This is a genomic window from Pseudoalteromonas sp. MTN2-4 (assembly GCF_042848605.1).
Lineage (GTDB): Bacteria > Pseudomonadota > Gammaproteobacteria > Enterobacterales > Alteromonadaceae > Pseudoalteromonas.
Map to the genome: position 1 here is coordinate 894,697 of NZ_BTGK01000001.1, position 25,616 is coordinate 920,312.

At 41.5% G+C, this 25,616-nt stretch carries 25 protein-coding genes; 15 read left to right on the forward strand and 10 right to left on the reverse strand.

The window, feature by feature from the left end:
• Window positions 1-47: 47 nt before the first annotated feature.
• The 3 genes from fabV to ACGHEH_RS04255 all read right to left on the reverse strand — a co-directional run bounded on the left by fabV (window position 48) and on the right by ACGHEH_RS04255 (window position 2,317).
• Window positions 48-1,238: an enoyl-ACP reductase FabV gene (gene fabV / locus ACGHEH_RS04245; protein ID WP_390442043.1), complete on the reverse strand. Its 1,191-nt coding sequence runs from the start codon at window positions 1,236-1,238 to the stop codon at window positions 48-50.
• Between the two features lie 127 nt (window positions 1,239-1,365).
• Window positions 1,366-1,680 (reverse strand): BolA family protein, encoded by a 315-nt coding sequence (locus tag ACGHEH_RS04250; protein WP_390442045.1) that lies wholly within the window; start codon window positions 1,678-1,680, stop codon window positions 1,366-1,368.
• A 49-nt stretch (window positions 1,681-1,729) separates the two neighbouring features.
• Entirely contained in the window at window positions 1,730-2,317 is a 588-nt protein-coding gene (locus ACGHEH_RS04255; RefSeq protein ID WP_390442046.1) for an alpha-ketoglutarate-dependent dioxygenase AlkB family protein, read from the reverse strand.
• A gap of 40 nt (window positions 2,318-2,357) precedes the next feature.
• Between ACGHEH_RS04255 and ACGHEH_RS04260 the strand changes: the two genes are divergently transcribed.
• Genes ACGHEH_RS04260 through ACGHEH_RS04275 form a run of 4 tightly spaced genes read left to right on the forward strand, consistent with a single transcriptional unit; the run spans window position 2,358 to window position 6,104 of the window.
• On the forward strand, window positions 2,358-3,506 hold the full coding sequence (locus tag ACGHEH_RS04260) for a methyltransferase (protein WP_390442048.1): 1,149 nt from the start codon (window positions 2,358-2,360) through the stop codon (window positions 3,504-3,506).
• A 2-nt stretch (window positions 3,507-3,508) separates the two neighbouring features.
• Complete coding sequence (locus tag ACGHEH_RS04265) at window positions 3,509-4,060, forward strand: YajG family lipoprotein (RefSeq protein WP_390442050.1); 552 nt, start codon at window positions 3,509-3,511, stop codon at window positions 4,058-4,060.
• A gap of 2 nt (window positions 4,061-4,062) precedes the next feature.
• Window positions 4,063-4,692 (forward strand): peptidylprolyl isomerase, encoded by a 630-nt coding sequence (locus ACGHEH_RS04270; protein WP_390442052.1) that lies wholly within the window; start codon window positions 4,063-4,065, stop codon window positions 4,690-4,692.
• Between the two features lie 14 nt (window positions 4,693-4,706).
• The gene (locus ACGHEH_RS04275) at window positions 4,707-6,104 is read left to right on the forward strand and encodes an AmpG family muropeptide MFS transporter (RefSeq protein ID WP_390442054.1); all 1,398 of its coding nucleotides are present in this window, start codon (window positions 4,707-4,709) and stop codon (window positions 6,102-6,104) included.
• 26 nt (window positions 6,105-6,130) lie between these two features.
• Here ACGHEH_RS04275 and ACGHEH_RS04280 read toward each other — a convergent pair whose 3' ends face one another.
• The gene (locus ACGHEH_RS04280) at window positions 6,131-6,376 is read right to left on the reverse strand and encodes a helix-turn-helix transcriptional regulator (protein ID WP_058030897.1); all 246 of its coding nucleotides are present in this window, start codon (window positions 6,374-6,376) and stop codon (window positions 6,131-6,133) included.
• 531 nt (window positions 6,377-6,907) lie between these two features.
• Window positions 6,908-7,246 (reverse strand): iron-sulfur cluster insertion protein ErpA, encoded by a 339-nt coding sequence (erpA, locus tag ACGHEH_RS04285; protein WP_058030898.1) that lies wholly within the window; start codon window positions 7,244-7,246, stop codon window positions 6,908-6,910.
• A gap of 183 nt (window positions 7,247-7,429) precedes the next feature.
• Between erpA and ACGHEH_RS04290 the strand changes: the two genes are divergently transcribed.
• The 5 genes from ACGHEH_RS04290 (at window position 7,430) to ACGHEH_RS04310 (ending at window position 13,963) form a co-directional block, all read left to right on the forward strand.
• Entirely contained in the window at window positions 7,430-9,106 is a 1,677-nt protein-coding gene (locus ACGHEH_RS04290) for a chloride channel protein (protein ID WP_390442057.1), read from the forward strand.
• 12 nt (window positions 9,107-9,118) lie between these two features.
• Window positions 9,119-9,553 (forward strand): CopD family protein, encoded by a 435-nt coding sequence (locus ACGHEH_RS04295; protein WP_349285492.1) that lies wholly within the window; start codon window positions 9,119-9,121, stop codon window positions 9,551-9,553.
• A 125-nt stretch (window positions 9,554-9,678) separates the two neighbouring features.
• Entirely contained in the window at window positions 9,679-10,695 is a 1,017-nt protein-coding gene (locus ACGHEH_RS04300) for an aspartate carbamoyltransferase (protein ID WP_349285491.1), read from the forward strand.
• Between the two features lie 15 nt (window positions 10,696-10,710).
• A complete protein-coding gene (gene hemL, locus ACGHEH_RS04305) occupies window positions 10,711-11,991 on the forward strand; it encodes a glutamate-1-semialdehyde 2,1-aminomutase (RefSeq protein ID WP_390442058.1) in 1,281 nt (426 codons plus the stop codon).
• A 130-nt stretch (window positions 11,992-12,121) separates the two neighbouring features.
• Window positions 12,122-13,963, forward strand: a complete 1,842-nt coding sequence (locus ACGHEH_RS04310) for a methyl-accepting chemotaxis protein (RefSeq protein WP_390442060.1) — start codon at window positions 12,122-12,124, stop codon at window positions 13,961-13,963.
• Between the two features lie 44 nt (window positions 13,964-14,007).
• Here ACGHEH_RS04310 and mrcB read toward each other — a convergent pair whose 3' ends face one another.
• From mrcB to ACGHEH_RS04325, 3 genes are all read right to left on the reverse strand, one after another.
• Window positions 14,008-16,368 carry a penicillin-binding protein 1B gene (gene mrcB, locus ACGHEH_RS04315; RefSeq protein WP_390442062.1) on the reverse strand — a complete coding sequence of 787 codons (2,361 nt, stop codon included), beginning with the start codon at window positions 16,366-16,368 and terminating at the stop codon, window positions 14,008-14,010.
• A gap of 224 nt (window positions 16,369-16,592) precedes the next feature.
• On the reverse strand, window positions 16,593-17,822 hold the full coding sequence (locus ACGHEH_RS04320; protein WP_390442064.1) for an ammonium transporter: 1,230 nt from the start codon (window positions 17,820-17,822) through the stop codon (window positions 16,593-16,595).
• 11 nt (window positions 17,823-17,833) lie between these two features.
• Window positions 17,834-18,172, reverse strand: a complete 339-nt coding sequence (locus ACGHEH_RS04325) for a P-II family nitrogen regulator (RefSeq protein ID WP_130254678.1) — start codon at window positions 18,170-18,172, stop codon at window positions 17,834-17,836.
• A 278-nt stretch (window positions 18,173-18,450) separates the two neighbouring features.
• Here ACGHEH_RS04325 and ACGHEH_RS04330 point away from each other — a divergent pair, with 278 nt between their 5' ends.
• The 5 genes from ACGHEH_RS04330 to serA all read left to right on the forward strand — a co-directional run bounded on the left by ACGHEH_RS04330 (window position 18,451) and on the right by serA (window position 23,208).
• Window positions 18,451-19,956 carry a S10 family peptidase gene (locus tag ACGHEH_RS04330; protein WP_390442066.1) on the forward strand — a complete coding sequence of 502 codons (1,506 nt, stop codon included), beginning with the start codon at window positions 18,451-18,453 and terminating at the stop codon, window positions 19,954-19,956.
• 117 nt (window positions 19,957-20,073) lie between these two features.
• A complete protein-coding gene (locus ACGHEH_RS04335) occupies window positions 20,074-20,613 on the forward strand; it encodes a hypothetical protein (RefSeq protein WP_390442068.1) in 540 nt (179 codons plus the stop codon).
• Between the two features lies 1 nt (window position 20,614).
• Window positions 20,615-21,220: a 5-formyltetrahydrofolate cyclo-ligase gene (locus ACGHEH_RS04340; RefSeq protein WP_390442070.1), complete on the forward strand. Its 606-nt coding sequence runs from the start codon at window positions 20,615-20,617 to the stop codon at window positions 21,218-21,220.
• Window positions 21,221-21,312: 92 nt separating this feature from the next.
• Window positions 21,313-21,969, forward strand: a complete 657-nt coding sequence (gene rpiA / locus ACGHEH_RS04345; RefSeq protein ID WP_138480172.1) for a ribose-5-phosphate isomerase RpiA — start codon at window positions 21,313-21,315, stop codon at window positions 21,967-21,969.
• Window positions 21,970-21,978: 9 nt separating this feature from the next.
• Entirely contained in the window at window positions 21,979-23,208 is a 1,230-nt protein-coding gene (gene serA / locus ACGHEH_RS04350) for a phosphoglycerate dehydrogenase (RefSeq protein ID WP_058030910.1), read from the forward strand.
• 92 nt (window positions 23,209-23,300) lie between these two features.
• Here the strand turns inward: serA and ACGHEH_RS04355 are convergent, their stop codons facing one another.
• Window positions 23,301-23,573 carry an oxidative damage protection protein gene (locus ACGHEH_RS04355; protein WP_058030911.1) on the reverse strand — a complete coding sequence of 91 codons (273 nt, stop codon included), beginning with the start codon at window positions 23,571-23,573 and terminating at the stop codon, window positions 23,301-23,303.
• Window positions 23,574-23,613: 40 nt separating this feature from the next.
• Complete coding sequence (gene mutY / locus ACGHEH_RS04360) at window positions 23,614-24,672, reverse strand: A/G-specific adenine glycosylase (protein ID WP_390442073.1); 1,059 nt, start codon at window positions 24,670-24,672, stop codon at window positions 23,614-23,616.
• 125 nt (window positions 24,673-24,797) lie between these two features.
• Between mutY and trmB the strand changes: the two genes are divergently transcribed.
• Window positions 24,798-25,523 carry a tRNA (guanosine(46)-N7)-methyltransferase TrmB gene (gene trmB / locus ACGHEH_RS04365; protein WP_390442075.1) on the forward strand — a complete coding sequence of 242 codons (726 nt, stop codon included), beginning with the start codon at window positions 24,798-24,800 and terminating at the stop codon, window positions 25,521-25,523.
• The last annotated feature ends 93 nt before the right edge of the window (window positions 25,524-25,616 follow it).

The following is a 25,616-nucleotide window of genomic DNA, read 5'->3' on the forward strand; positions in this document are numbered from 1 at the left end:
AAAAAAGGCCGGCAGAGCCAGCCCAGTTATTAAGGTAGTTTAGATGTTTAAACTAAGTTGTTAATCTCAACTACTGTGTCTACGTCTTGCTCGTAGTTAACACCGTCAACGCCGAAACCAAATAGCTTCAAGAATTCATTGTGGTAGCCAACATAGTCTGTCAACTCATCAATGGTGTCTGTATCCACTGTATCCCAAATGTGCTGAATACGCGCTTGTACGTCGTCTTCTAACTCTTTGTAGTTTTGGAATAGGTGACCGCCATCATCAAAGCGTGGTGTTGCGCCATATAAGTTTTCGTTGAATAGACCATGGATCTGCTCAATTGTACCTTCGTAAGTACCATCAGCCTTAGTCACTTTAAATAAAGCTGAGATATATAGCGGCATGATTGGAATAGCTGAGCTTGCTTGTGTCACAACAGCGTTGAGTGAAGAAACATACGCTTCACCTTTTAGAGTAGCTGTCGCTTCACGGATTGCTATAGTAGCTCGGTCTAAATCTTCCTTTGCTTTACCGATGGTAGCGTGACCGTAGATTGGCCAAGTTAGCTCTTTACCGATATAAGTGTAAGCGCTTGTTTTGAAACCCTCAGCTAACACGCCTGCATCTTTTAATGCATTGATCCAAAGCTCCCAATCTTCACCACCCATCACTTTTACTGTGTTAGCGATTTCGTCTTCATTCGCAGCTTCTACGCTTACAGAATCGATTATACGCTTAGACGTATTTAAGTTCTTCGTTGTGATGTCTTGACCGATAGGTTTAAGCACCGATGAATGAGTTTCACCTGTTTTAGGATCAGTACGACGCGGAGATGCAAGGCTATAGATTACTAAATCTACTTTACCCATTTCAGCTTTAATCGTTTCAACTGTTTTAGCTTTAAGCTCATCAGAGAACGCATCTCCATTGATATTTTTAGACCAAAGACCCGCCGCTTCTGCTGCATTTTGGAAAGCTGCCGTGTTATACCAACCTGCTGAAGCTGGCTTTTTCTCAGTACCTTCTTTTTCGAAGAAAATACCCAGAGTTTTAGCACCAGAGCCAAACGCTGCTGTAATACGAGAAGCTAGGCCGTAACCCGTTGATGCACCAATTACAAGTACGTTTTTAGGACCGTTTTCTAATTGCCCTTGTGCTTTTACATAATCGATTTGCTCTTGAACGTGAGCGGCACAACCAGCAGGGTGTGCATTGGTACAAATAAAACCACGAATTTTCGGCTTAATGACCATGATGATTCCTATCTTTATTTAAATTTACGGAGCGTAGTTTAAAGGCTGATCTTAAAAATACAGGTCTGATCAGCTATAAAATTAGGCTTAATTCGATGATAAAAGTCTCGCTTAACCCTAATTTTGACTATTTATCGAATTTCGAACCACCTAAACATTTTGGTGACTCAGGAATTTGTTCATACTGCTCTGAATATTCATCAGGCGTGTAGGCATGAATAGACAGCGCATGAATATGTTCTGCTAATTCAACTTTTAGAATTTCGTTAATTTGGCGATGGCGAGGTAATAATCGCTTACCCGCAAACTCTTCACTGACCACAATTACTTTAAAATGAGACTCTTCCCCGCGACTGTGCATGTGGCTTTCATTAATGACATTTAAATGCTTGCAAACGATTGCCGCAGCGATTTTTTCTTCTATCTGAGATTGCATTGACATGAATATAAACTCTGCATTTTTCAATTGTGGCTACTATACCGAGATAGGATTATTTAACAATACTTCTAAATGTCAGGTTGATACGCCCGCCTTTTACTTTGCTTTGTTTCGGCAATGAGTGCTGGAAAAGTTGCTGACTATTACCCGACATCACTAAACAACTACCGTGCTCAAGCATTAGCTCCCACTGCTGACCTGTGGTTTTATGTTTAATCTTAAATTTACGCGCAGCACCTAAAGAAATCGAGATGATTAGCGGCTCAGCGCCTAACTCGACTTCATCATCACTATGCCATCCCATGGTATCTTGGCCATCTCGATACCAATTTAACAACAAGGCATTAAACGGCCGATTATAGTGGCTCTGCAGTTTACTGCGCATCGCAGCTAAAGATTGAGTCCAACTTTGATTCTCTAATTTATGATTCGAATAGGCATAACTTACGCCTTCATCTGCAACAAAGCTCTGCAGTCGAGGAATAGGATGAAACTTACCGTAAACCTGAATACTGGGTTGTTGCCAGCTTAGCTCTTCAGTGAGATGTTCATACAAGTCGAGCCCTTTTTGAAATGAGATCAAATTTGGAAAATAAGCAAACCCCTCGGGTAACTCAGGTTTAGTGAGTTTTGATGTCATGCTATTATTCACCTCATAAAATGACTACTTATAAAAAACTATGACGACTGAAGCTGTATTGGGCGGCCACTCGCTAACTTTACATCGATTCCCACTAGATCAAAAAAACAGAAGCCTACAAGCGTGGGATTCAGCCGATGAGTATTTAATCGAACATATTCAAAACGAATACACTAACGCACAACATATTTTGGTATTAAATGATGGCTTTGGCGCCTTAAGCTGTGCGTTACATGCTTTAGATACGCAAAACTCTCGCAAAGTGACCAGTTTTAATGATTCTTATGTCAGTCAGCAAGCGTGCCTTTATAATCTTGAAGAAAACGAGTTAGAAAGTCGTCAAACTGTATTACTTGATAGTCTCTCAGATTTACCTAGCGACGTTGATCTTATTCTTATTAAAATCCCAAAAAATGCTGGCTTTTTGCAATATCAACTTAGTTTGCTTAGTCAGTTTGAGAATGATGTGCCAGTGATCGCTGCCGGTAAAGCGAAAGAGATACACACATCTACATTAAAAAGCTTCAGCCATTTTATTGCTGAGCCTTCGACCAGTTTAGCAGTTAAGAAATCACGTCTTATTTTTAGTAAAACAAAACACAAAAAGCAGACTTGTAAGTTTCCGGTGAGTTGGCCTTTAGAAAAAACTGATTTCACTGTCTTAAACCACGCTAATGTATTTTCTCGTGATTCCCTTGATATTGGCGCGCGCTTTTTTAGCAATTATTTACCACAGGGTAAGAAACCGTTAAGGATTATTGATTTAGGCTGTGGAAATGGTGTTATCGGCTTACAAACACTGGCAAAAATGCCAAATGCTAAGGTTACTTTTGTTGATGAGTCGGCCATGGCTGTCGCCAGCGCCAAAGCAAATATCGAAAATAACTTACCTGAGCGTGTGCAAGATTGTGAGTTTGTTCAAGATGATTGTTTAACTGACTTTGCACCTAACAGTGCAGACTTGATTTTATGTAACCCGCCATTCCACCAAGCGCAAGCAATCACGGATCATATTGCATGGCAGATGTTTGTACAGGCGAAGCAAACGCTCAGATCAAGCGGGGAGTTAAGAATTATTGGCAACCGCCATCTAGATTATCAAGAAAAATTGCTCCGCTTGTTCGGAAACTGTAAAGTCATTGGTAACAATAAAAAATTTACTGTGCTAAGCACCACAAAGAGAGGCTAAAAATGAAAAAAATTGCACTTGTATTGTGTGGCATGTTGCTGGCAGGTTGTGCCAGCCAACCAAAATCTGTGATCTTAAATCCTGTATATAAAGCAGGCAAAGTGGCCGACTTTAATGTACCTGTAACCTTGTCGGTCGAAGACCATAGGATCAGTAAATTCACGATCAAGGTGGTCAATCAAGAGCCTGCTGAATACTTACCAGACGCTGAGTTAAGCAAACGGGTAAAAATGGCGTTTGAGCAAGCCCTTAAAACCAATGGCGCACAGCTCACTTCATTGGGTAGTAACACGTTAACACTGCACATTGATTCATTTCATTCGAAAGTCATTGAGTCTTATACGCAACATGAAAGTAATGCCGTTGCTAAAATTAAAGTGTTAGCAACACAAGGTACGCGCACATTCGAAAAAACTTATTCAGGTCAGGCTCAAATGACAGGTCCATTAAAGCATGAGCAAGCTAAAGTTGAAGGCCAACTTAATGAATTGAGTGAGCAAGTAATTACACGTATTGTCTCAGATCCTGCTTTAATTAACTTCTTCAAAGGATAATCATGAAAAAGTTACTAATCACTTTATTCATTATCTGTATCAGTAGTCACGCCTTTGCTAGTAATAAAGAAGGCCGATATGTTCAAAAGAATAACCTGTTTCCACGAGTAAAAATAATTACCAGTGAAGGGGATATTATTGTCGAACTAGACAGATCACGCTCGCCGCTTACAGTGAATAACTTTCTGACCTATGTGGTCAATGGTGATTACAAAAACTCTGTCTTTCATCGTATAGAAAAAGATCAATACTCAGAGATCGACGAATTTTTTGTGATCCAAGGCGGTGGCTATGACAAAGATTATGATGGCTTGTTCCAACGTAAACCTATTTTCAACGAAAGCGGCAATGGTTTAAAGAATGACATGTATACCATTGCCATGGCGTATCAAGATAATGAGCCGCACACCGCCACTCGTCAGTTTTTCTTCAACATGAAAGATAACGACCATTTGAACCCGGGCAGAGGCTGGGGGTTCGCTGTGTTTGGTAATGTTATGGAAGGCTATGAAACACTAGATAAAATCACACAAGTTGAAACTGGGTTTAATGAAAAAATCGGCTACGATTTTGTGCCTAAAAAGCCTGTGATGATCTATCAAGTTGAGATCCTAAAAGCCGAAGCTCTTTAATTGACGGGATAGTCATGCAAATCAACTCTAGCCTAAGTGAGTACTTAGGCTATTACAAAGACAAACGCCTTCTCACCATCTTTTTATTTGGCCTAAGTAGCGGCTTTCCATGGGTACTCATTGGCTCAGTGATGTCTGCTTGGCTCAAAGATGAAGGCTTAAGCCGCAGTATGATTGGTTTATTTGGTGTGGTCTTCAGCGCCTATACCATCAACTTTCTATGGTCTCCGCTACTCGACCGTTTAAAACTCCCTCTGTTAGGCAACCTATTAGGTCAACGACGTAGCTGGATTTTACTTGGCCAGATAGTTACTTTCACCGCAACATTGAGTCTTGGCTTTATTACCCTCAAAGATCAGCTATTTCTCGCTGCCTTGTTGTGCTTTTTAATCGCCCTTGCCAGCGCAACACACGATATTGCCATAGATGCTTTTCGTATTGACTCGTTAGATACAACTGAAAGTGAAAAAGCCACGGCTGCTGCAGCCATGGCAACCTCAGGTTGGTGGTCAGGTTATGCACTTTTAGGTGCACTGCCCTTCTTTTTAGCTGATTTACCCAGTTTTGATTGGTCACAAATCTATTTTGTACTCGCTGGCATTGTTTTATTGTTGATGCTGGTTACCTTGTTTGCAAAAGAGCCCAAATCACATCGTGAGCTCACTCATGCTCAATTAGAAAAAGAGTATCAAAGTAAGTTATTTGCAAACGGCAATTCCGTATGGCAACGCCTGTTAGCTTGGTTAGCAGTAACATTAGTTGAACCTTTCAAAAGTTTCTTCACTAAAAATGGCGTAAAAACAGCATTTGCCTTACTCGCCTTTATTTTCTTATTTAAAGTTGGCGAAGCCTTTTTAGCTCGCATGTCTATCGTTTTCTATAAAGAAGTTGGTTTTAGTAATACACAAATTGGTCAGTATTCGAAGCTTGGTACCGGCCTCATTACCATCGTATTTGCTTTCTTAGGCAGCATTTTCAACCACAAATACGGCATAGTAAAAGGCTTGTTTGTCAGCGGTATCGCCATGGCTGCTTCTAATTTAATGTTTTCTTGGATTGCCATAGCAGGCCCACAAGAGCATTTATATGCACTGGCTATCGTTGTAGACGGCTTTACTCAAGCTTGGTCTTTGGTGGCTATGGTGGCCTTTATCTCAATGCTGTGCGATCGCGCCTTTAGTGCGACACATTATGCGTTATTGGCTTCTTTAAGTAGCTTAAGTCGTACTTTATTATCAGCTTATAGTGGTGTGGTAATCGATGACTGGTTAGATGGAAATTGGGCGTTATTTTTTGCAGTTACAGCAATGATGGTGATTCCTTCTTTACTGTTTCTTTACATTATTAGACACAAGCTATATGCCATAGAAAAGCAATTTCATCAAAACTCAAATGCAACTAAAGGTGCGTAATACTACGCACCTTTAGGTGTTAAAACTTATGCTTCTTCTTTATTAAGTAAGCTTAAGCCCTCATAAGGATCCACTTCGAGCGCTTCACAGTAACGAAGGAACTCAATCACGTCTAAACGACGCTCTTGGTTTTCAATTTTACCAATAAATGAATGCGGAGTTCCTAAAACTTGCGCAAGGCTTCGCATTGTATGGCCTTTTTCATGACGCTTGCTTTTAAGCCATTTTGTTAACTTACCGTTTTCTTCAGAAGAAACCGTTTTACCCATCATAATGTTACATCTCCTACTCGATGATTTTATTGTTTCTTTAAGTTGAAATATGCCCGTCTCAACTTAACATGTACTGTATATCACAGTGGGACGTAGTAAATCCAGAGTTTGTACCCATGTCCCAAAATAGGTATAGACTATATTTTGCGTCTACACTAATAAAAATAATAAATTTAATGATAAATATTAGAGCATTAACTTTACACTTAATACAAATTAATTAACTTTTTATTCTAAAAAGATGAATAAAAAAATTTTCTTAGAAGATTATTGACTAAAGCAAAATTAATTATATTGCTAAAAGGATAACTATGATTAGAGTACTTTTTTTACTACCACTTGTACTATGCATACTTTGGTATTGTTTTTTGAAAAGCCAAGGAGTGCCTATTAAGCAGGGAAAGAAAGGGTTTATTTATATACTATCGTTTAGCGTATTTGTACTGAGTTTTTTTGTGTTAATGATTTGGGTTACGCAAAGCGCATAAAAAAACCACGCTATTGCGTGGCTTTTTAAATTCATTACTGCGTTTAAACACTGAAGCTTGCACCACAACCACAAGTTGTCGTCGCATTTGGGTTATTAACAAAAAAGCGTGCGCCCTCTAACCCTTCGGTGTAATCAACAATACCATCTACAAGATATTGAATACTCATAGGGTCAACAACCATGGATACGCCATTTTTCTCAATTTCCAAATCGCCCGGATTCACTTTCTCATCGAATGTGAAACCATATTGGAAACCAGAGCAACCACCACCTGTCACATATACACGTAGTTTTAAATCTGGGTTTTCTTCTTCTGCAACAAGCTCTTTCACACGCTTTGCTGCAGCGTCGCTAAATTGAATTGGTAACTGATCAGACATGCTCTCGACCCTTAATTCTGATAATGGCGCGATTATCTAATACCCGAGTATTTTAATCAAGTAATCCGTTTGTAGAATACTCAGTGACAACTTGCTAGAAAAGCCATCTTCTTTGCGCTAAAACAAGACGAAAACCAATTTATTTGATAGACTTAGGGGTCTGTTTTTTGTCGGAATAAAGCCATGTCTCTGGACGCCCTTAGGCGCCAATTAGCCAAGCCAAAAACCTCTGTTCAGTTATGTTTACTAGGCGTCGCTGCAGGTTTAATCGCTGCAATTTTAATTATCTTATTTAGGCTTACGATTTATGGCGTGCAAAGTTTATTTCTAGACTCCCCGGATGACTTTACACAACTACCAGAGCATTTAAGAGTTAGCCTACCTGTTTTAGCGGCTTTTTTGATTGCTTTATTTGCTGCTATCACTGGCTTCAAGCATTATCGCCTAGGTATACCTTTTGTTATTCACCGCATTAAGCATCACTATGGGCAAATGCCGATTTGGAATACTGCAAACCAATTTTTTGGTGGAGCACTGGCACTGATTAGCGGTTTTTCGGTTGGTCGTGAAGGCCCTTCTGTACATATGGGCGCAACCGGTGCCAGTGTGTTATCAGAACGTCTCCACTTACCTTGGAATGCAGCGAGAACTCTTTCTGGATGTGGTGTTGCTGCTGGCATTGCCGCCTCATTCAATACGCCACTCGCTGCCGTTATCTTTGTAATGGAAGTCGTACTGCGTGAATATAAAGTACATATATTCGTGCCGATTATGCTTGCCGCTGTCACGGGTGCGTTAGCCACACAATTTGTATTTGGTCATGATACCGAGCTAGCTCTTATCAGTGTCACCCCATTAAGCTTTTGGCATTATCCTTATCTGGTGATTTGTGGTGTTATCTTAGGAGCGATTGCCTTTGCTTTTAACCAAAACCTGATGATGATCATCCGTACATTTAAGCCTTTAAGCATGTTCCCGCGCTTAATGCTAGCCGGGTTAATTGCAGGTTTAATCGGCAACCTAGTGCCACAAGCTATGGGTTCAGGTATGAGTGCAATTACGCTGGCTGTAACATCACCTGAAAACATTCAATTACTCACGACTATTTTAATAGCCAAGTTACTGGCAACTTTATTTGCGATTGGTTTGGGTATTCCTGGTGGGTTAATCGGCCCTGTCATTGGTTTAGGTGTTGTTATGGGCACCTTAATGTCTTATTTCGGGCAAATTATTAGCCCTGATCAACATATTGCCGGTACCTACAGCGTACTTGGTATGGCAGGCTTACTAGCAGCAACTCTACACGCCCCATTAGCAGCCCTAACAGCCGTAATGGAGTTGACTGCAAGCCCACAAATTATCGTCCCTGCGATGTTAGTGATTTCAACCGCATACGTGACGGCATTACAAGTATTTGGAAATCGCTCTATTTTCTTACAACAACTTGATTTCCAAGGCTTGGCCTACCAAGTGTCACCCGCCAGTGAAGTACTGCAAAAAGTGGGAATTGTTGAAGAGATGAATGAGCAATTCAAGCTACTCTACTCTGATGACAAAGAGCAAATAAAAGAGTCGCTGTCTGCGGTAAATAGCCACACGCCACTTATCGTATTTGATGAACAAAATGGCTATCGACTGGCAGAATACGATTTAAGTTTGATGTCTGACGACTCTATGAATATTTCTTACATTCCGATGCAAGGCTTAAGTAGCCAAGCAACCATGTCAGACGCTTTTGATTTATTAAACGATAAACGAAGTGGCGCCGTATATGTGTTTAATCAAAAAGATGAACACCATGTTATGGGTGTGGTCCGCTGGGATCAGATCCGTCAAATTTTAACAATAAGAACCAGTTAAACTGGAGGCTAAATGACAGCATTACTTGTATATAAAGCACTGCATATTTTCTTTATGGTGGCATGGTTTGCCGGTATTTTTTACCTGCCCCGCTTATTTGTATATCACGCTATCAACCAAGAACCACCTTGTAGTGCCATGTTAAAAGTGATGGAGCGCAGATTACTGTTCTTTGTAACGCCTTTTGCTTTACTCACTTTGGTTTTTGGTCTGTTAATGATTTTTGAGTACGGTCGAGAGTGGTTTAAATATAACCTCTGGCTACATTACAAGCTTGCCTTAGTGATCATCCTTTATATTTACCACGGCTACTGCTTTAAACTGCTTGCCGATTTCAAACATGATAGAAATACGCGCAGTGATCGCTTTTATCGGATCTTTAATGAATTTCCGGTGTTATTGCTTTTAGCGATAATCATGCTGGCAATACTCAAACCTAGCTTTTAATTGTCTAAAACTCTGCTTTATTGTGCTATTATGCGGCGCCAAGTCAGCCAGTCTTGGCCTGCTAAATATATTGGTTGAAAGCCTCGCTTTTAATCGCTCGTCATTTTCTGATTAGGGATCGCCTCATGTTAAGTTTCCAAGGTGAAAATATTCTCTCTGTAAATCAATTAAACAGAGATGCCATTGAACAGATCTTTGCTGTAGCAAAGAAAATGGAACCATATGCAAAAAAGCAAAAACGTACCAATGTGCTTGAAGGTGCTGTTCTAGCTAACCTATTTTTTGAGCCAAGTACACGTACGCGTGTCAGCTTTGGTACTGCGTTCAATTTACTAGGTGGTTTGGTTCGTGAAACGACGGGCATGCAAAGCTCAGCTCTAGCTAAAGGTGAATCCTTATACGATACCGCGCGCGTTATTTCAGCTTATGCAGATGCAGTTGCTATGCGTCACCCAGATGCGGGTTCTGTAGCTGAATTTGCTACAGGTTCTGATGTGCCAGTTATCAACGGTGGTGATGGTCCAAATGAGCACCCTACTCAGGCATTACTTGACCTTTTAACCATAGATAAAGAACTTCACCGCTTTGAGCGTGGCATCGATGGCATGCACATTGCGCTAGTAGGCGACTTAAAATATGGTCGTACCGTACATTCTTTATCAAAACTGTTGTGCCACTATAAAGATGTTAAATTCACTATGGTTGCACCTGATGGCTTGCAAATGCCTGACTATATTCTTGATACTGTATCGAACGCGGGTCATCAAATAGAACTGGTTTCGAAAATGGAAGGTAACCTAGCTGCTGATATCGTTTATCAAACCCGCATTCAAGAAGAGCGCTTCCCATCTCAAGAAGAAGCCAATAAGTACCGTGGCGGCTTTAGAATTAGCCAGTCAATTTATAATGCACACTGCAAGCCAACCTCTGTGCTTATGCATCCACTGCCACGCGATAGCCGTAGTGATGCAAATGAGCTAGACAATGATTTAAACAATAACGACAACTTAGCAATCTTCCGTCAAGTACAAAATGGCGTATTGATCCGCATGGCGTTATTCGCGTTAACTTTAGGTGTTGAAAACCAAGTACATAACTACGAGGTAGATGTACCTTGGTTCAGCCGTAAACGTAACAGTTAAAATAGGACTATATACATGACAATTAGCCAAGATTTATTTTCTCGTGCTCAAGAATCGATTCCTGGTGGCGTTAACTCACCAGTGCGTGCATTCAATGGTGTAGGTGGCACGCCGCTATTCATCACCAATGCTGAAGGTCCTTATACTTACGACGCTGACGAAAAAAAATACATCGATTATGTGGGCTCTTGGGGTCCTATGATCTTAGGTCACAACCACCCAGAAATTAAGCACGCAGTTTTAGAAGCTGTTGAGCGCGGCCTTAGTTACGGTGCCCCAACTGAAACTGAAATCTTGATGGCTGAGAAAGTAAAAGAGCTAGTGCCATCAATCGAAAAAGTACGCATGGTAAGCTCTGGTACTGAAGCAACAATGAGTGCTATTCGTCTTGCTCGTGGCTTCACAGGCCGTGACAAAATTCTAAAGTTTGAAGGCTGTTACCACGGTCACGCTGATTCACTATTAGTTAAAGCCGGTTCTGGTGCCTTAACTATGGGTGTGCCTAACTCTCCGGGTATTCCTGCTGATTTCGCCAAGCACACATTAACGGTAGCGTTCAACGACATTGAGCAAGTTAAAGCTATCTTCAATGAATACAAAGACGAAATTGCTTGTATTATCGTTGAGCCGGTTGCGGGCAACATGAACTGTATTCCGCCAGTTGAAGGTTTCCTTGAAGGACTTCGCGCAGTGTGTGATGAGCACAAATCAGTACTTATTTTTGACGAAGTAATGACAGGCTTCCGCGTGGCACTAGGCGGCGCACAGGCTTATTACAACATTCAGCCTGATCTAACCTGTCTTGGTAAAGTGATCGGCGGCGGTATGCCAGTGGGTGCTTTCGGTGGTAAAAAAGAAATCATGGATTTCATCGCGCCAGTGGGTCCAGTGTATCAAGCTGGTACGCTATCAGGTAACCCAATCGCGATGGCCGCTGGCCTAAAAGCACTTGAGCTATTAAGCCAAGGTAACTTACACCAAGAGCTTGAAGCAAAAAGCAAAGCACTGTGCGAAGGTTTTCAACAAGCTGCTGATGAAGCGGGTATTCCACTGACTACAAATTATGTGGGTGGCATGTTTGGTTTCTTCTTCACAACTGCTGAGTCTGTAAATAGCTATCAACAAGCAACTGAATGCGACTTAGAGCGCTTTAAACAGTTCTTCCATTTAATGCTTGAAGAAGGTGTTTATCTTGCCCCTTCTGCTTTTGAAGCTGGCTTTGTAAGCTCAATGCACACAGACGCAGATATTGCAGACACGATTGCCGCAGCTGCAAAAGTATTTAAAAAGTTATAAGAAGTTTTGTAGCAATAAATTAAAAGCCCACATTTGTGGGCTTTTTTGTTTTTTAAAGAAAAAAATAATTTTGAACTAAAATTAAAACTTGCTCGGTCTATCTAATACACACAATTAATAAGTGACGCTCATGCAAGGATCAAAAACGCTTTTCTCACCCGCTATTTCTTTAATGGCCAACTTGAAATATAAAAGCAAAATCAGTCTAATTTTTGGTATTTTACTTGTTCCACTCAGTGTCAGCTTATTCTTCTTAAGCTCTATTCTCAGCCAAAATATTGCGCTCACACAGCAGCAACAAAGTGGTTTAGCGCTATACCCCGCACTTTTACAAAATATAATGTCTGAAAATAAGCAGGCAAATCGTCAATTAGCCAGAGGAAATGGCTTTATTATCACAGATAGCGCGCAACAACACGCGCTCGAACAAGTCTCTATTCAATCAAAACTCGCCATCGATGGCGATATTGCACGCTCTTACATAAACCGTTCTTTGGTTGAGTCTGTTCCGAGCTTAATTGATCAAATAAATCTCACTTCTGAGCAAGCATCATTGGTGATCCAAGCGGGCTCATTTACCCCAGACACGTTTATTGCACTCTCTAACTACAACAAGTCATTGCCCAGTTACGCTAAACGCTTAGAAGGTAAATTGGCGGTGGCTATCGCAGATAATCAAGTTGTAAAATCAAAACTATCACAGCAACTAGATAAAGTAACACGATCCGTACAGGCTTTTAAAAATAGCATTCAAAACAATCTACTTGACCCTGATGAATTACAATTATCACAAAGCCAATTCAATAATTTAAAAAGCGATACGCTTGAACAAGTGAGTATGCTCATTAATACGGCAACTCCACTTTTAAAAGCATTGCTAAATGAACGCTTATCATCTCAACAAATGATCAGAAACAGTGTCGTGCTCGCTGCAGTCGTGTCACTACTGCTTGCAAGTTACCTTATGTTCGGCTTTTACTTTGCTGTGGTAGACAATATTCGCGCATTTGAATACAACGCAAGTAAAGCTGCACAAGGTGATTTAAGCGCCAAAGCTACAGCGATTGGTAATGACGAAATGAGCATTATTGCCTACCAATACAATCAGGTACTTAATGCTATGGTTACTCTGCTTGGTGATGTAAAAAGTACCAGTGGCAACCTGCAAAATGCCACCAGCAAACTCAATGAAATCAGCCAAAGTACTCGTGAAGATGTCAGTCAGCAACAGCAAAATATTGGCACCATTGTAGAAGCGTTAGAAGCAATGAATAATGCCGCTACCTCAGTTGAGCATTCAGCCCAAGAAGCAACACAATTGGCAAGCACAGCGGCAAGTCATGTAAAGCAAGGCAGTGAAAATACGACAGAACTTGCTCAGCATATGACTATGTTGCAACAAGAATTTGAAGAAAGTCGACAAGCACTTGATAAGCTCGCACAAGACAGCCAAGACATTAGTAAGGTCAGTGTCGCGATCAGTGAAATTGCCGAACAAACCAACTTACTCGCGCTTAATGCTGCTATTGAGGCGGCTCGTGCTGGTGAGCAAGGCCGAGGCTTTGCCGTTGTTGCCGATGAAGTGAGAACTTTGGCTAAACGTACACAACAGCAAACAGAAGAAATTCACACCATCATTAATGCACTTCAACAGGCTTCAAATACCACGCAAGACAAAATGCGCCGAAGTGTTGAGCAAATGGAGCAAGGCGTGCTGGCAGCAGAAAAAACCAATCAGGTGTTACAAGAAGCGCAAACCAGCATGGTCGACATAGATAATCAGGGCCAACATATTAGTGTGTTAGTGCAGCAGCAATCTCAAGCCACTCAACAAGCTTTGAGCGATGCGACCACCATTAACAATGTTGCTCAACACACTCTTGAGTCTGCAATCGCCACTCAAGTTGATGCCCATGCACTTGCAGCCATGAGCACTCAGCTTGAAGGTGCGGTTAAGAAATTCCAGTTTTAGTGATGCTGCTTAGCCCTTTTATCATCGGTGATGGTAACGCCAATTTATGAACAAGTAGGTGTTGGGTTAAACAACTCTCGCCTAATAGGTAACTGGATAACCTTACCGCAACTAGGTGCTGCTTGGCGGCCTGTTTTTGGATCCACAAACGCCCAGCGCACACCGCCCGGTCTTTGATCAGCGATTGCCTGCGGATTAAGCGGTTTCAAATAGCGAATATATAGCTCAAGCGCACCGCTAGAGCCCGTCAATCCTGTTGGCTTGTTATCATCTCGTCCGAGCCAAGTAACCGTCACTGTATTGTGATCGAATCCTGCAAACCAGCTATCTCTTAAATCATTACTAGTGCCTGTTTTGCCTGCAAGCTGGATAGACGGAAAGTGAAGATTAATGCGTTTTGCAGTGCCATCTTTGGTGACTCTTTTTAAACCGTAATTGGTCATATAAATTGATTCTTCGGCAAAACGCTGTTCTGAACGCGTACGATGTTCATACAAGACTCGGCCAACCGAGTTGGTCATAGCTGCAATACTGGTAAGTGGCTGATAGCGACCTTGTCTGGCAATGGTGCTATACATCTGTGCCACATCAAATGAAGAAAGCTCTAGTGCACCAAGAAGTAACGAAGGGTATTGCTCAATCTGCTGCTTAATACCTAAGTCACTCAGTGTTTCAGCGACTTTATGCACGCCAATATCTAATCCTAGGTTTACCGCCGGAATATTAATACTTTTACTAAATGCTTCATAAAGCGGCATTTTGCCTCTAAATTTATGATCGAAGTTTTCAGGGGTCCATACATCCCCTGAACTATCTTTGACCTCTAGCGGTCCGTCTTCTAACAATGTGCCAAGGTTATGAGTGTTTTGCTCAAAAGCCGAAAGATATATTGCAGGCTTAACTAGTGAGCCCACTTGTCGATTGGTATCGAGTGCGCGGTTTAAGCCACTAAAGCGCATATCTCGACCAGCTACCAAAGCAGATACCCCCGCTTTCTCAAGGTTGACTGAGAGCATCGCGGTTTCAAGCTTTTCAGTTTTATATTTGCGCTCTAGATAAGGTAAGCCTTTGCGAATAGACTCCTCCATTGCAGCTTGTTTTTGTAAATCGAAATAGGTAAATATCCTCACACCAGCATTGATGACTTGCTGATCAGGTAATAAATCTTTTAACTCTCGATTTACCAACTCTAGGTAACCTGGATAATTTTGTTGTCGGTCACGGCTTAAAGGCTCAACTATAATTGGCCTTTCAAGTGACTGACGATATTCATTAGTACTTAAGTAACCATTTTCTGCTAGCAATCTGAGCACCAGATCACGTCGTTCTTGGGCGCGTTCTGGGTAACGTCTCGGATTATAATAAGAAGGCCCTTTGACCATAGCCACTAATAACGCGATTTGGTCAAACTCAAGCTCATCGACAGGCTTTGCAAAGTAAAACTCCGCAGCCAGTCCCATACCATGCACACCTTGATTATATGCCTGCCCTAAGTACACCTCGTTTAAATAAGCTTCTAAGATGGCATCTTTGCTATATCTGAAGTCTAAGATCATCGCTATCAAGGCTTCATTGATCTTACGCGTAAGAGTGCGTTCTCGGGTTAAGTAAAAGTTTTTAGCTAACTGCTGAGTCAATGTGCTGCCACCTTGCACCGTTCTTCCAGCTTTAATATTGGTATAAAGTGCTCTAAGAATAGACATGACAGATACGCCATGATGTGCATAGAAGTTTCTATCTTCCACAACCAATAACGCATCTTTTAATATCGTGGGGAATTTATCGAGTGGTACAAACTCTCTGTCTTGCTTTGAGTCATTGCCAATACGAGCTATTTGTACAGGCTCTAATCGAGCTTTAGGCACTCGCCGACCAGACTCATTGACTATACTGGCTAATTTTTTACCGGCAAAATTCAAGGTAAATACTTTGCCTTGTTCAACCCCATCATAAAACTCAAAAGCGCGTCGATAAATACGGATAGTTCGACCTTCAACAACATACTGACCTGTGCGGCTAAGCTTATTTACTTCTGAATAATTTAGGCGCTTTAATTCCCAAAGCACTTCTTTTTCTGACAGATATTGATCAGGACGAAAATCCATCGTTCGGGCATAGACCTGCACTGGCAACTGCCATTTATTCCCTTCAAATTGCTTAGTCACTTTAGCATCAAGGTAAATCACATAAAACGCTAACACCGCGATAACTGCGATACTGCCTTTCCAAAATAAACGCCAAAGCCCTAGCAAGGTTCTTTGTTTGAATTGGGCAAATTTGCCTTTGGACTGTTTTGTAGTTTTATTCGTTGTTTTTTTTGTGCTTTTCGATTTAGGCGCAGCGCTTTTTTTCGGTGTTGCTTTTTTTGTAGACGATTTTGGGGTAGGAGTCTTTTTTTCGGCCATGCCTTTATTCACGAATGGTTAATGCCAATTTAATCACCATAGATTACCTTAGATTAACAAGACCTGAAAGCCTAACTCATTGCTAAGTTAGGCTTGATTTTATTCAGTTTTCAAAATGCACACAGTGAGTAACTCTCATCACATGAACACCACTCAGTAAATCTTAACTCGATACTTCTGATATTTGTTCTTCACTCACTGTGTGCAAATTGAAACTTTGACAACTATTGACCGCGAACCGTAACAAACTCTGGATAAGCATCAACACCACAGTCATGTTGGTCCATACCTGACAACTCTTCTTCTTCGCCAACTCGAATACCCATTGTTGACTTTAAGATAGCCCATACAATGTAAGAAGCGATGAATACGAAAGCAAAGATACTGACTAGACCGATTAACTGTGTCACAAAGTTCGCATCGCCATTTGAAAGTGGTACTAACATGATGCCTAATGCGCCACAGGTACCGTGTACAGAAATCGCACCTACCGGGTCATCAATCTTAGCCTTATCAAGGAACACGATACTGAATACCACCAGTGAACCACCTAATGCACCCAGCAGTACTGCCAGAGTCGGTGATGGTGAAGCTGGCTCTGCAGTGATTACAACTAAGCCCGCTAATGCACCATTTAAAATCATAGTTAAATCTGCTTTACCCCAAAGTACTTTGCACACTAGCAGAGCAGCAATCGCACCTGCCGCTGCCGCAGCATTGGTATTCACAAGAATTTGACTCACTGCAACCGCATTTGCTTTATCTGCAATGAATAACTGCGAACCACCGTTAAAACCAAACCAGCCCATCCAAAGAATAAATGTACCTAGTGTTGCAAGTGGCATATTTGAACCTGGAATTGGGTAAACTTCACCCTTCTTACCATATTTACCTTTACGAGCACCTAGCAGTAATACGCCCGCTAACGCCGCTGCTGCACCAGCACCATGAACAATCGCAGAACCTGCAAAGTCTACAAAGCCCATTTCAGATAAGAAGCCGCCGCCCCAAGTCCAGAAACCTTCGATTGGGTAAATTAAACCAGTTAAAACAACGGTGAATGCTAAAAAAGCCCATAGTTTCATTCGCTCCGCAACTGCACCCGATACAATTGACATTGCCGTTGCCACAAATACAACTTGGAAGAAGAAATCAGCTTCTAATGCATGAGTTGCATCATCTGCGGCACTACCTATGAGCGCACCAAAATTCGGCACTATGCCACCAGCTGTATTATCGACGTACATAATGTTGTAACCCACCAGCAAGAACATAGTACAAGCGATGGCATAGAGCGCGATGTTTTTTGTTAGAATTTCAGTGGTGTTTTTTGAGCGAACTAAACCCGCTTCCAGCATGGCAAAACCTGCTGCCATCCACATAACCAATACGCCAGAGATCAGAAAGTAAAAAGTATTTAAAGAGAACTTGAGTTCTATGATGCTGTTTTCCATTGTTATTGCTCCTAAATCGCTTCTTCGTCGAATTCACCAGTACGGATACGTACAATTTGGTCTAGGTCATACACAAAAATCTTACCGTCACCGATTTTTCCGGTGCGAGCGACTTCACTTAAGGTGTTAACAATACGCTCTGCGTTTTCGCTTTGTGTTGCGATTTCAACTTTGATTTTTGGAATAAAATCAACTTGATATTCAGCACCTCGGTAAAGCTCAGTGTGACCGCGTTGACGACCAAAACCCTTTACGTCAACAACCGTCATACCTTCCACACCTAGCTCCGATAATGCTTCTCTGACTTCATCAAGTTTGAATGGCTTGATGATAGCGCTGATCATTTTCATATTGCCCCCTTCGACATTGTGATGCGTTATATTGGCAATGAATAATCAAGCTCTATACCAAAATTAAAACTTTAAAAAATACATAAAGTTAAAAATTTAAGAACATTTAAAATTAGATAAAATGCACCAATTAAGTGCGTAGTTATGCAAATTGAACTGAGCTGGTGCATAAATTTCAATCACTTTTACACCCATCTCAATTTGCCCATACTTGGACTCATAAACTTTGCATATTCAGTAAGAGCAGAACATTATTTAGTTTCGGAGGACATAAACTAATGAAACTAAAAACCATCATCATCAGTGCAGCATTGCTGATAAGCCATGCGGTCAGTGCAAGTGAACATAGCCGCCAAATCGACATAGACAACCAAGTTGTCACAAAACATAAAACTAAAATTCTTGGTGAGAGAATTAATTACACTGCAACCACCGGGACTCAGCCAGTATGGGATGAAGAAGGTCACCCGATCGCCACTTTGCATTACACCTACTACAAGAAAACCGGTATTAAGGACTTAAGTGAGCGCCCACTACTAATCTCATTTAATGGTGGTCCTGGCTCTGCGTCAGTGTGGATGCATATTGCTTATACAGGCCCTAAAACTTTAAATATCGACACTGAAGGTTACCCGGTTCAACCGTACGGTGTACAAACCAACCCTTACTCAGTTTTAGACGTCGCTGACATTGTTTTCGTAAACCCTGTGAATACAGGCTATTCACGAGCTTTACCAAACAAAGATGGAAAAATGCCTAGTAAGGCAGAGCAGAAAAAGCGTTTCTTTGGCGTAAATGCTGATATCAAATACCTCGCTGAATGGCTAAACACTTTTGTGAATCGCAACAACCGCTTTTTATCGCCTAAGTTTTTAATTGGTGAAAGCTATGGTACTACACGTGTATCAGGTCTTGCTCACGAACTACAAAACAGCCAATGGATGTACTTAAATGGCGTAGTATTGGTTTCACCTACCGACATTGGCATTAAACGCCAAGGCCCAGTAAAGGCTGCAAATCGCTTACCTTACTATGCGGCGGCTGCTTGGTACCACAAAGCTTTAGCGCCAGAGTTACAAAATAAAGACTTGTTAGACGTATTAGACGAAGTTGAAACTTACACCATTAACCAATACCTACCAGCATTGGCAAAAGGTGCATTTATCAGCGATGCTGAAAAGCAACAAACAATTAAGCAAGTTGCTAAGTTCAGTGGTTTATCAGAAACCTTTGTCGCTCAGAACAATTTAGATATTCCGACTAGCGCTTTTTGGAAAGAGCTGCTAAGAGACAGAGGTCAAACACTTGGCCGCTTAGATTCTCGTTATTTAGGTATTGATAAACGTGATGCAGGCAGCCGCCCTGACTACTGGCCTGAGCTAACCTCATGGCTACACTCTTTCACACCAGCCATTAATTACTATCTTCGTGAAGAGCTAAACTACAAAACCGACATCAAATACAATATGTTTGGCTCGGTTCACCCATGGGATCGCAGTAATAACAACACCGGTGAGCAACTACGTTTAGCCATGGCGCAAAACCCTTACCTTAATGTGTTAGTGCAAGCAGGATACTATGACGGTGCAACCAATTATTTCGATGCAAAATATACAATGTGGCAACTCGACCCAAGTGCAAAAATGCGCGACCGTTTAAGCTTTAAAGGTTATCGCTCAGGTCATATGATGTATTTACGTCGTGCTGATTTAGAACAATCAAATCAAGACTTACGTGAATTTATTCAAAACGCCATACCAAATGGCAAATCAGCTAAGTATTAAAAACTTTTACAATGGCCTTATATCTTGCTTATAAGGCCATCATAAAGCCATACCTTCATTCGCATGTCTTTAAAATTTGGGTATACTCAAAGCATTAGCGAATTTAAGGATGTTTCCATGACTGACAAATACCGTGTTGTATTTGCCGGCTTCGATAGCAGCGTGAGTGAATCAGCTGCCATCGAGCAGCTCAGCTTAAAACTTAAAACAACGCCGCAAAAAATCACAGCGTTTACGCAAGGCAAATCTTTATTTGCCCCCAGCGAAAAAACCAAATGTCTCAAGCAAGTAAAGTTATTGGCCAGCTTCGGTTTGCATGCCAAGCTGCAATCAGTTGAGAGCAATGCAAATAGCGCCAGTTCAATTCAAAATTCTAAAGATGAACGCATTCTAGAAGCCCTTGATTACATTACTTCTAGCCTTATTCGGATCGAAGAACGCTTAGAAGAATTAGAGCAGCGTTTACCTTCACAAGAGATCATGAAAGAAAATAAAGTCGATGATGATTGGCAAGAAGACGATCTTTTTGATGAACTTGAGCTTGATCCCCCCCCTAAACGCAGTAAAAAAGTGCAATATGGTCTTGGTATTGTACTCATCATTCTGTTGATCATATTAGCCATCGCACTTGCTTTCCCAGAACTAGTCGCCTTTTAACATGAGTAAAATTCACGATTCAAAAATATCGCGCACTGAAATCAGAAAAAAAGTACGCGAAGCTAGAAAAAATCTAACTCCATCATTTCAAAAACAAGCTGAAGAACATTTAATCATTAATTTTTTTCAACACATAAAACTCCCTAAAAAGGCCAAAATAGGGCTTTATCTCGGCAATGATGGTGAACTCAACACAAACAAGTTAATTCAAGAACTTAGAGTTAAAAAACATCAGGTTTATCTACCTATAATTCACCCCTTCAACGGCGCTTCACTGCTATTTCAGCAATATGAAGAAAACTCACCCATGGTGGCGAATCGCTATGCTATCTTGGAACCTAAGCTGAATTGCAGCCAAATTTGTCCGCTTCAAGAATTAGATATTTTGCTAATGCCCTTAGTTGCATTTGATGAGCAAGGTAATCGACTTGGAATGGGCGGCGGCTACTACGATAGAACATTGGCAAAACACTACACTGAACAGCGGGAAAAGCCTAAGTTAATTGGCCTTGCCCACGATTGTCAGAAAGTAGAAAGCTTACCAATAGAAGCATGGGATGTGCCTTTACAGCAGATTTTAACACCGACGAAGTTTTACCAGTGGTAAAACTTCAACGTTAAACGCTTAAAACACGTCACTTTGCCTACGTTTTCGGTATACTTGCGTTGACAACTTTTGACAACAACCTTGGAACTGAAATGACTCAAGACGAAATGAAAAAAGCAGCGGCGTGGGCTGCACTAGAGTTTGTAGAAGAAGGCACGATTGTAGGTGTTGGTACAGGCTCTACGGTAAATCATTTTATTGATGCGTTAGGCAGCATTAAAGATGACATTAAAGGCGCGGTATCTAGCTCAGAAGCTTCTACTGAAAAGTTAAAAGCACTAGGCATTGAAGTTTACGAGTTAAACGATGTGGCTAAGCTAGACGTGTATGTTGATGGTGCTGATGAGATCAATGCGCAAAATGACATGATCAAAGGCGGCGGCGCAGCATTAACCCGTGAAAAAATCGTAGCAGCAGTAGCTGATAAATTTATTTGTATTGTTGATAACACCAAACATGTAGAAACTTTGGGTGCATTCCCACTACCTGTAGAAGTGATCCCTATGGCACGCAGTTATGTTGCAAGAGAACTTCTTAAACTAGGTGGCGATCCAGTTTACCGTCAGGGCGTGATCACTGACAACGGTAACGTGATCTTGGATGTTCACGGTTTAGAGATCAACGATGCAAAGCAGCTTGAGCAACAAATTAACCAAATCGTCGGCGTAGTTACCAACGGCTTATTTGCTGAGCGCGGCGCAGACATCGTTATCACAGGGACACCAGAAGGTCCTAAAATTGTAAAGTAGGAATGAGTCATGAGTAAGGTTTCTTTAGCAAAAGAAAAGATCAAAATACTGTTGTTAGAGGGTGTACACCAAAGCGCAGTTGAAACCCTAAAGCGCAATGGGTATAGCAACATTGATTATGTTAAGACTTCCTTACCTGAAGATGAACTCATTGAACGTATTTCAGACGTTCACTTTGTGGGTATTCGCTCGCGTACTCACTTAAACCAACGCGTTATTGATGCTGCAGAAAAACTAGTTGCGGTAGGCTGCTTTTGTATTGGTACTAACCAAGTTGACCTACAAGCGACTAAAGAGCGTGGTATTGCGGTATTTAACGCACCATTTTCAAATACACGCTCAGTAGCAGAGCTCGTACTAGGCGAAATTCTTTTATTACTTCGTGGCATTCCACAGCGTAACGCCATGGCTCACCGTGGTGAGTGGTTCAAATCAGCTATTGGCTCTTATGAAGCCCGTGGTAAAACTTTAGGTATTATTGGTTACGGCCACATCGGCACTCAGCTTGGTATTATGGCTGAAAACATCGGTATGAAAGTCGAGTTTTACGATATCGAAGACAAACTCACTTTAGGTAATGCACAACAAATTCAAAACCTAACGCAACTTTTACAACGCGCCGATGTTGTAAGCTTGCATGTTCCAGAAACACCATCGACCAAGAACCTTATCGGCATGGCTGAGCTTGAAGTGATGAAGCAAGGTGCGATTTTAATTAACGCTTCTCGCGGTACGGTGGTCGATATCGATGCACTATCAGAATCACTGAGAGATAAAAAGCTAGCAGGTGCTGCAATCGACGTATTCCCGGTAGAGCCAAAGTCTAATGATGAAGAGTTTGTTTCTCCACTGCGCGAATTTGATAATGTGATCTTAACCCCACACGTTGGTGGTTCGACACAAGAAGCACAAGAAAATATTGGTATTGAAGTCGCGGGTAAACTGGCTAAATACTCAGATAATGGCTCTACATTAAGTGCAGTTAACTTCCCTGAAGTATCGCTACCTGAGCTTGCGAATCGTAGCCGCTTATTGCACGTGCACGTAAACCGCCCGGGTGTACTTACGCAAATTAACCAAGCATTTGCTCAACACGGCATCAACATTGCAGCTCAGTACCTACAAACCGACGACAAAATTGGTTACGTCGTTATTGATGTAGATACCGACCATTCTGAGGTGGCGCTAAAAGAGCTGAGTGCAGTTGAAGGTACTATCCGAGCGCGTATTCTTCACTAATCGCAAATAGCACCAAAAAGTAAGAAACAAATAAAAAGCCCCGTAAACTCAAGTTTGCGGGGCTTTTTAAATTTAGATAAAGATTGAGAAGATTATTTTTCAGGCGGGCGATAGCCTTCGATTTCTACTTCTTTACCCTCAAATAAGAAACCAACCATTTGCTCTTCTAGCAACTGACGGTGATCTGGGTCCATCATGTTTAGGTGCTTTTCATTGATCAGCATAGTTTGCTTATGCTGCCACTGTTGCCAAGCTTCTTTAGAGATATTATTGAAAATCTTTTCACCTACTTCACCCGGGTAAAGTTGAAAAGCAAGGCCTTCAGCCTCTTTTTGTAATTTCTGACAAAACACTGTGCGTGCCATAGTTCATCACCTAATTAAATGCTCGATTAATGACGTTAGTCTACCCCATTGTGCCTAGGAGTTTAACTAACTTTTTCGTTGGTGCTGCAAGCCCAACTTCTGGATGCTCTGCTAAGTCAAACCAGATAAGCGGATTGTCGTGAACACAATCTGGAATAGAATCTAACTTTAAAATTTGCGGGTGTATCGTCAGTTCAAAGTGAGTAAAAATATGTACAAATGATTCAAGAGATTGCACTTTTCCTATAAGCCCCTGCTGAGCAATAAAAGTCTCAACGTCTTGTAATGACTCAAATTCAAAGAAGCCAAACAAACCACCCCAAATGCCCGAACTTGGGCGCTTTTCCATTAGCACCTTGTTATCTGCGTTAATTATCAAATGATACGCCTGCTTTTTTGGCTTTTCTTTCTTCGGTTTAGAGTTAGGGAAAGCTTTAACTTGGTTGTTTGCATAGGCTTGGCACTGACTCACTAACGGGCACGCTTCACAATTAAAATTACTGCGTGAACAAAGGCTAGCACCTAAATCCATCATGGCTTGGTTAAATTCAGTGACATTGTCTTTTGGCGTGATGGTATCGCTTAAGGACCAAAGTAAATTTTCTACTTTTTTAACCCCATACCAGCCTTCAACCATAAAGAATCGAGCTAGGACACGCTTTACATTACCATCTAAAATCGGATGCGGCTGACCCAGTGAAAGCGACAAAATCGCGCCAGCGGTCGAGCGCCCTATCCCCGGCAAATCGAGAACTTGTTCAAAAGTTTCGGGAAACTTACCCGCATATTGGTCACGCACAATTTTTGCTGTTTTATGTAAATTACGTGCTCTAGCGTAATAACCTAACCCAGTCCAATGATGCAAAACTTCATCTTCTGGTGCATCAGCTAAATCGACAATCGTCGGAAAGCGCGCCATAAAACGTTCAAAATAAGGGATCACAGTAACAACTTGTGTTTGCTGCAACATCACTTCCGACACCCATACCTTGTAAGGCGTCTTGCCCAATTGCCAAGGTAAGGTCTTTCGACCATGAAGGTGGTACCACTCTACTACTTGCTCGGCAAACCATTTAGCTTGCTGTTTTGAAACCTGCATATCACCACGACTATGATTACTTTACTCGGCGCACAGTGTAGAGGCCTTTTATATCCAGTCAAGTATTGTACTTCGGCCGTGGAACAGGGATAATATGCGCCCATTTTTACAGCACAGAATTGATTATGAACGAATCGAGTAAAGCCAATTTAGAAGAAGCTCTAAATGAAGGTAAATACATCCGCAAAGTCCGTAGTTTTGTAAAGCGCGAAGGCCGTTTAACAAAAGGACAAGCTGCTGCCATTGAAAAATGTTGGTCAAGCATGGGCTTAGAGCATAGCCAAGGCTTACTAGATTTCTCTCAAGTATTCGGCAACGACAACGACGTAGTACTTGAAATCGGTTTTGGCATGGGTAAATCGTTAGTTGAAATGGCAAAGAACGCACCGCATTTAAACTTCATCGGTATTGAAGTGCACCGCCCAGGTGTTGGTGCATGCTTAATGGAAGCCGACGAAGCCGGTTTAACGAACCTGCGCGTATTTGAACATGACGCTGTTGAAGTGCTTGCTGATTGCATCGCTGATGGCAGCCTAACAACCATGCAGTTATTCTTCCCTGATCCTTGGCACAAAAAGCGCCACCACAAACGCCGTATTGTGCAGCCAGAGTTTGTTGAAAGCCTACGCCAAAAGCTAAAAATTGGCGGCGTGTTCCACATGGCTACTGACTGGGAAAACTACGCAGAGCATATGCTAGAAGTAATGACTGCAGCACCGGGTTACGAAAATATCTCTGAGACACAAGATTATGTGCCTCGCCCAGACAATCGCCCACTGACTAAGTTTGAACAGCGCGGCCATCGTCTAGGTCACGGCGTTTGGGACTTAATGTTCAAACGTAACAACTAAAAGTAAATTCTAATTTTTAGGATTCATGTTTAGTTAGATAAAAGAGCCTAATGGCTCTTTTATCTTAATGGTATTAGGTTAATACCAATCCTC

What these genes read in the sequence shown, in the direction of transcription:
- fabV (WP_390442043.1), bottom strand. Translation starts at nt 1,238, where the DNA reads ATGGTCATTAAGCCGAAAATTCGTGGTTTTATTTGTACCAATGCACAC.
- ACGHEH_RS04250 (WP_390442045.1), bottom strand. Translation starts at nt 1,680, where the DNA reads ATGTCAATGCAATCTCAGATAGAAGAAAAAATCGCTGCGGCAATCGTT.
- ACGHEH_RS04255 (WP_390442046.1), bottom strand. Translation starts at nt 2,317, where the DNA reads ATGACATCAAAACTCACTAAACCTGAGTTACCCGAGGGGTTTGCTTAT.
- ACGHEH_RS04260 (WP_390442048.1), top strand. Translation starts at nt 2,358, where the DNA reads ATGACGACTGAAGCTGTATTGGGCGGCCACTCGCTAACTTTACATCGA.
- ACGHEH_RS04265 (WP_390442050.1), top strand. Translation starts at nt 3,509, where the DNA reads ATGAAAAAAATTGCACTTGTATTGTGTGGCATGTTGCTGGCAGGTTGT.
- ACGHEH_RS04270 (WP_390442052.1), top strand. Translation starts at nt 4,063, where the DNA reads ATGAAAAAGTTACTAATCACTTTATTCATTATCTGTATCAGTAGTCAC.
- ACGHEH_RS04275 (WP_390442054.1), top strand. Translation starts at nt 4,707, where the DNA reads ATGCAAATCAACTCTAGCCTAAGTGAGTACTTAGGCTATTACAAAGAC.
- ACGHEH_RS04280 (WP_058030897.1), bottom strand. Translation starts at nt 6,376, where the DNA reads ATGATGGGTAAAACGGTTTCTTCTGAAGAAAACGGTAAGTTAACAAAA.
- erpA (WP_058030898.1), bottom strand. Translation starts at nt 7,246, where the DNA reads ATGTCTGATCAGTTACCAATTCAATTTAGCGACGCTGCAGCAAAGCGT.
- ACGHEH_RS04290 (WP_390442057.1), top strand. Translation starts at nt 7,430, where the DNA reads ATGTCTCTGGACGCCCTTAGGCGCCAATTAGCCAAGCCAAAAACCTCT.
- ACGHEH_RS04295 (WP_349285492.1), top strand. Translation starts at nt 9,119, where the DNA reads ATGACAGCATTACTTGTATATAAAGCACTGCATATTTTCTTTATGGTG.
- ACGHEH_RS04300 (WP_349285491.1), top strand. Translation starts at nt 9,679, where the DNA reads ATGTTAAGTTTCCAAGGTGAAAATATTCTCTCTGTAAATCAATTAAAC.
- hemL (WP_390442058.1), top strand. Translation starts at nt 10,711, where the DNA reads ATGACAATTAGCCAAGATTTATTTTCTCGTGCTCAAGAATCGATTCCT.
- ACGHEH_RS04310 (WP_390442060.1), top strand. Translation starts at nt 12,122, where the DNA reads ATGCAAGGATCAAAAACGCTTTTCTCACCCGCTATTTCTTTAATGGCC.
- mrcB (WP_390442062.1), bottom strand. Translation starts at nt 16,368, where the DNA reads ATGGCCGAAAAAAAGACTCCTACCCCAAAATCGTCTACAAAAAAAGCA.
- ACGHEH_RS04320 (WP_390442064.1), bottom strand. Translation starts at nt 17,822, where the DNA reads ATGGAAAACAGCATCATAGAACTCAAGTTCTCTTTAAATACTTTTTAC.
- ACGHEH_RS04325 (WP_130254678.1), bottom strand. Translation starts at nt 18,172, where the DNA reads ATGAAAATGATCAGCGCTATCATCAAGCCATTCAAACTTGATGAAGTC.
- ACGHEH_RS04330 (WP_390442066.1), top strand. Translation starts at nt 18,451, where the DNA reads ATGAAACTAAAAACCATCATCATCAGTGCAGCATTGCTGATAAGCCAT.
- ACGHEH_RS04335 (WP_390442068.1), top strand. Translation starts at nt 20,074, where the DNA reads ATGACTGACAAATACCGTGTTGTATTTGCCGGCTTCGATAGCAGCGTG.
- ACGHEH_RS04340 (WP_390442070.1), top strand. Translation starts at nt 20,615, where the DNA reads ATGAGTAAAATTCACGATTCAAAAATATCGCGCACTGAAATCAGAAAA.
- rpiA (WP_138480172.1), top strand. Translation starts at nt 21,313, where the DNA reads ATGACTCAAGACGAAATGAAAAAAGCAGCGGCGTGGGCTGCACTAGAG.
- serA (WP_058030910.1), top strand. Translation starts at nt 21,979, where the DNA reads ATGAGTAAGGTTTCTTTAGCAAAAGAAAAGATCAAAATACTGTTGTTA.
- ACGHEH_RS04355 (WP_058030911.1), bottom strand. Translation starts at nt 23,573, where the DNA reads ATGGCACGCACAGTGTTTTGTCAGAAATTACAAAAAGAGGCTGAAGGC.
- mutY (WP_390442073.1), bottom strand. Translation starts at nt 24,672, where the DNA reads ATGCAGGTTTCAAAACAGCAAGCTAAATGGTTTGCCGAGCAAGTAGTA.
- trmB (WP_390442075.1), top strand. Translation starts at nt 24,798, where the DNA reads ATGAACGAATCGAGTAAAGCCAATTTAGAAGAAGCTCTAAATGAAGGT.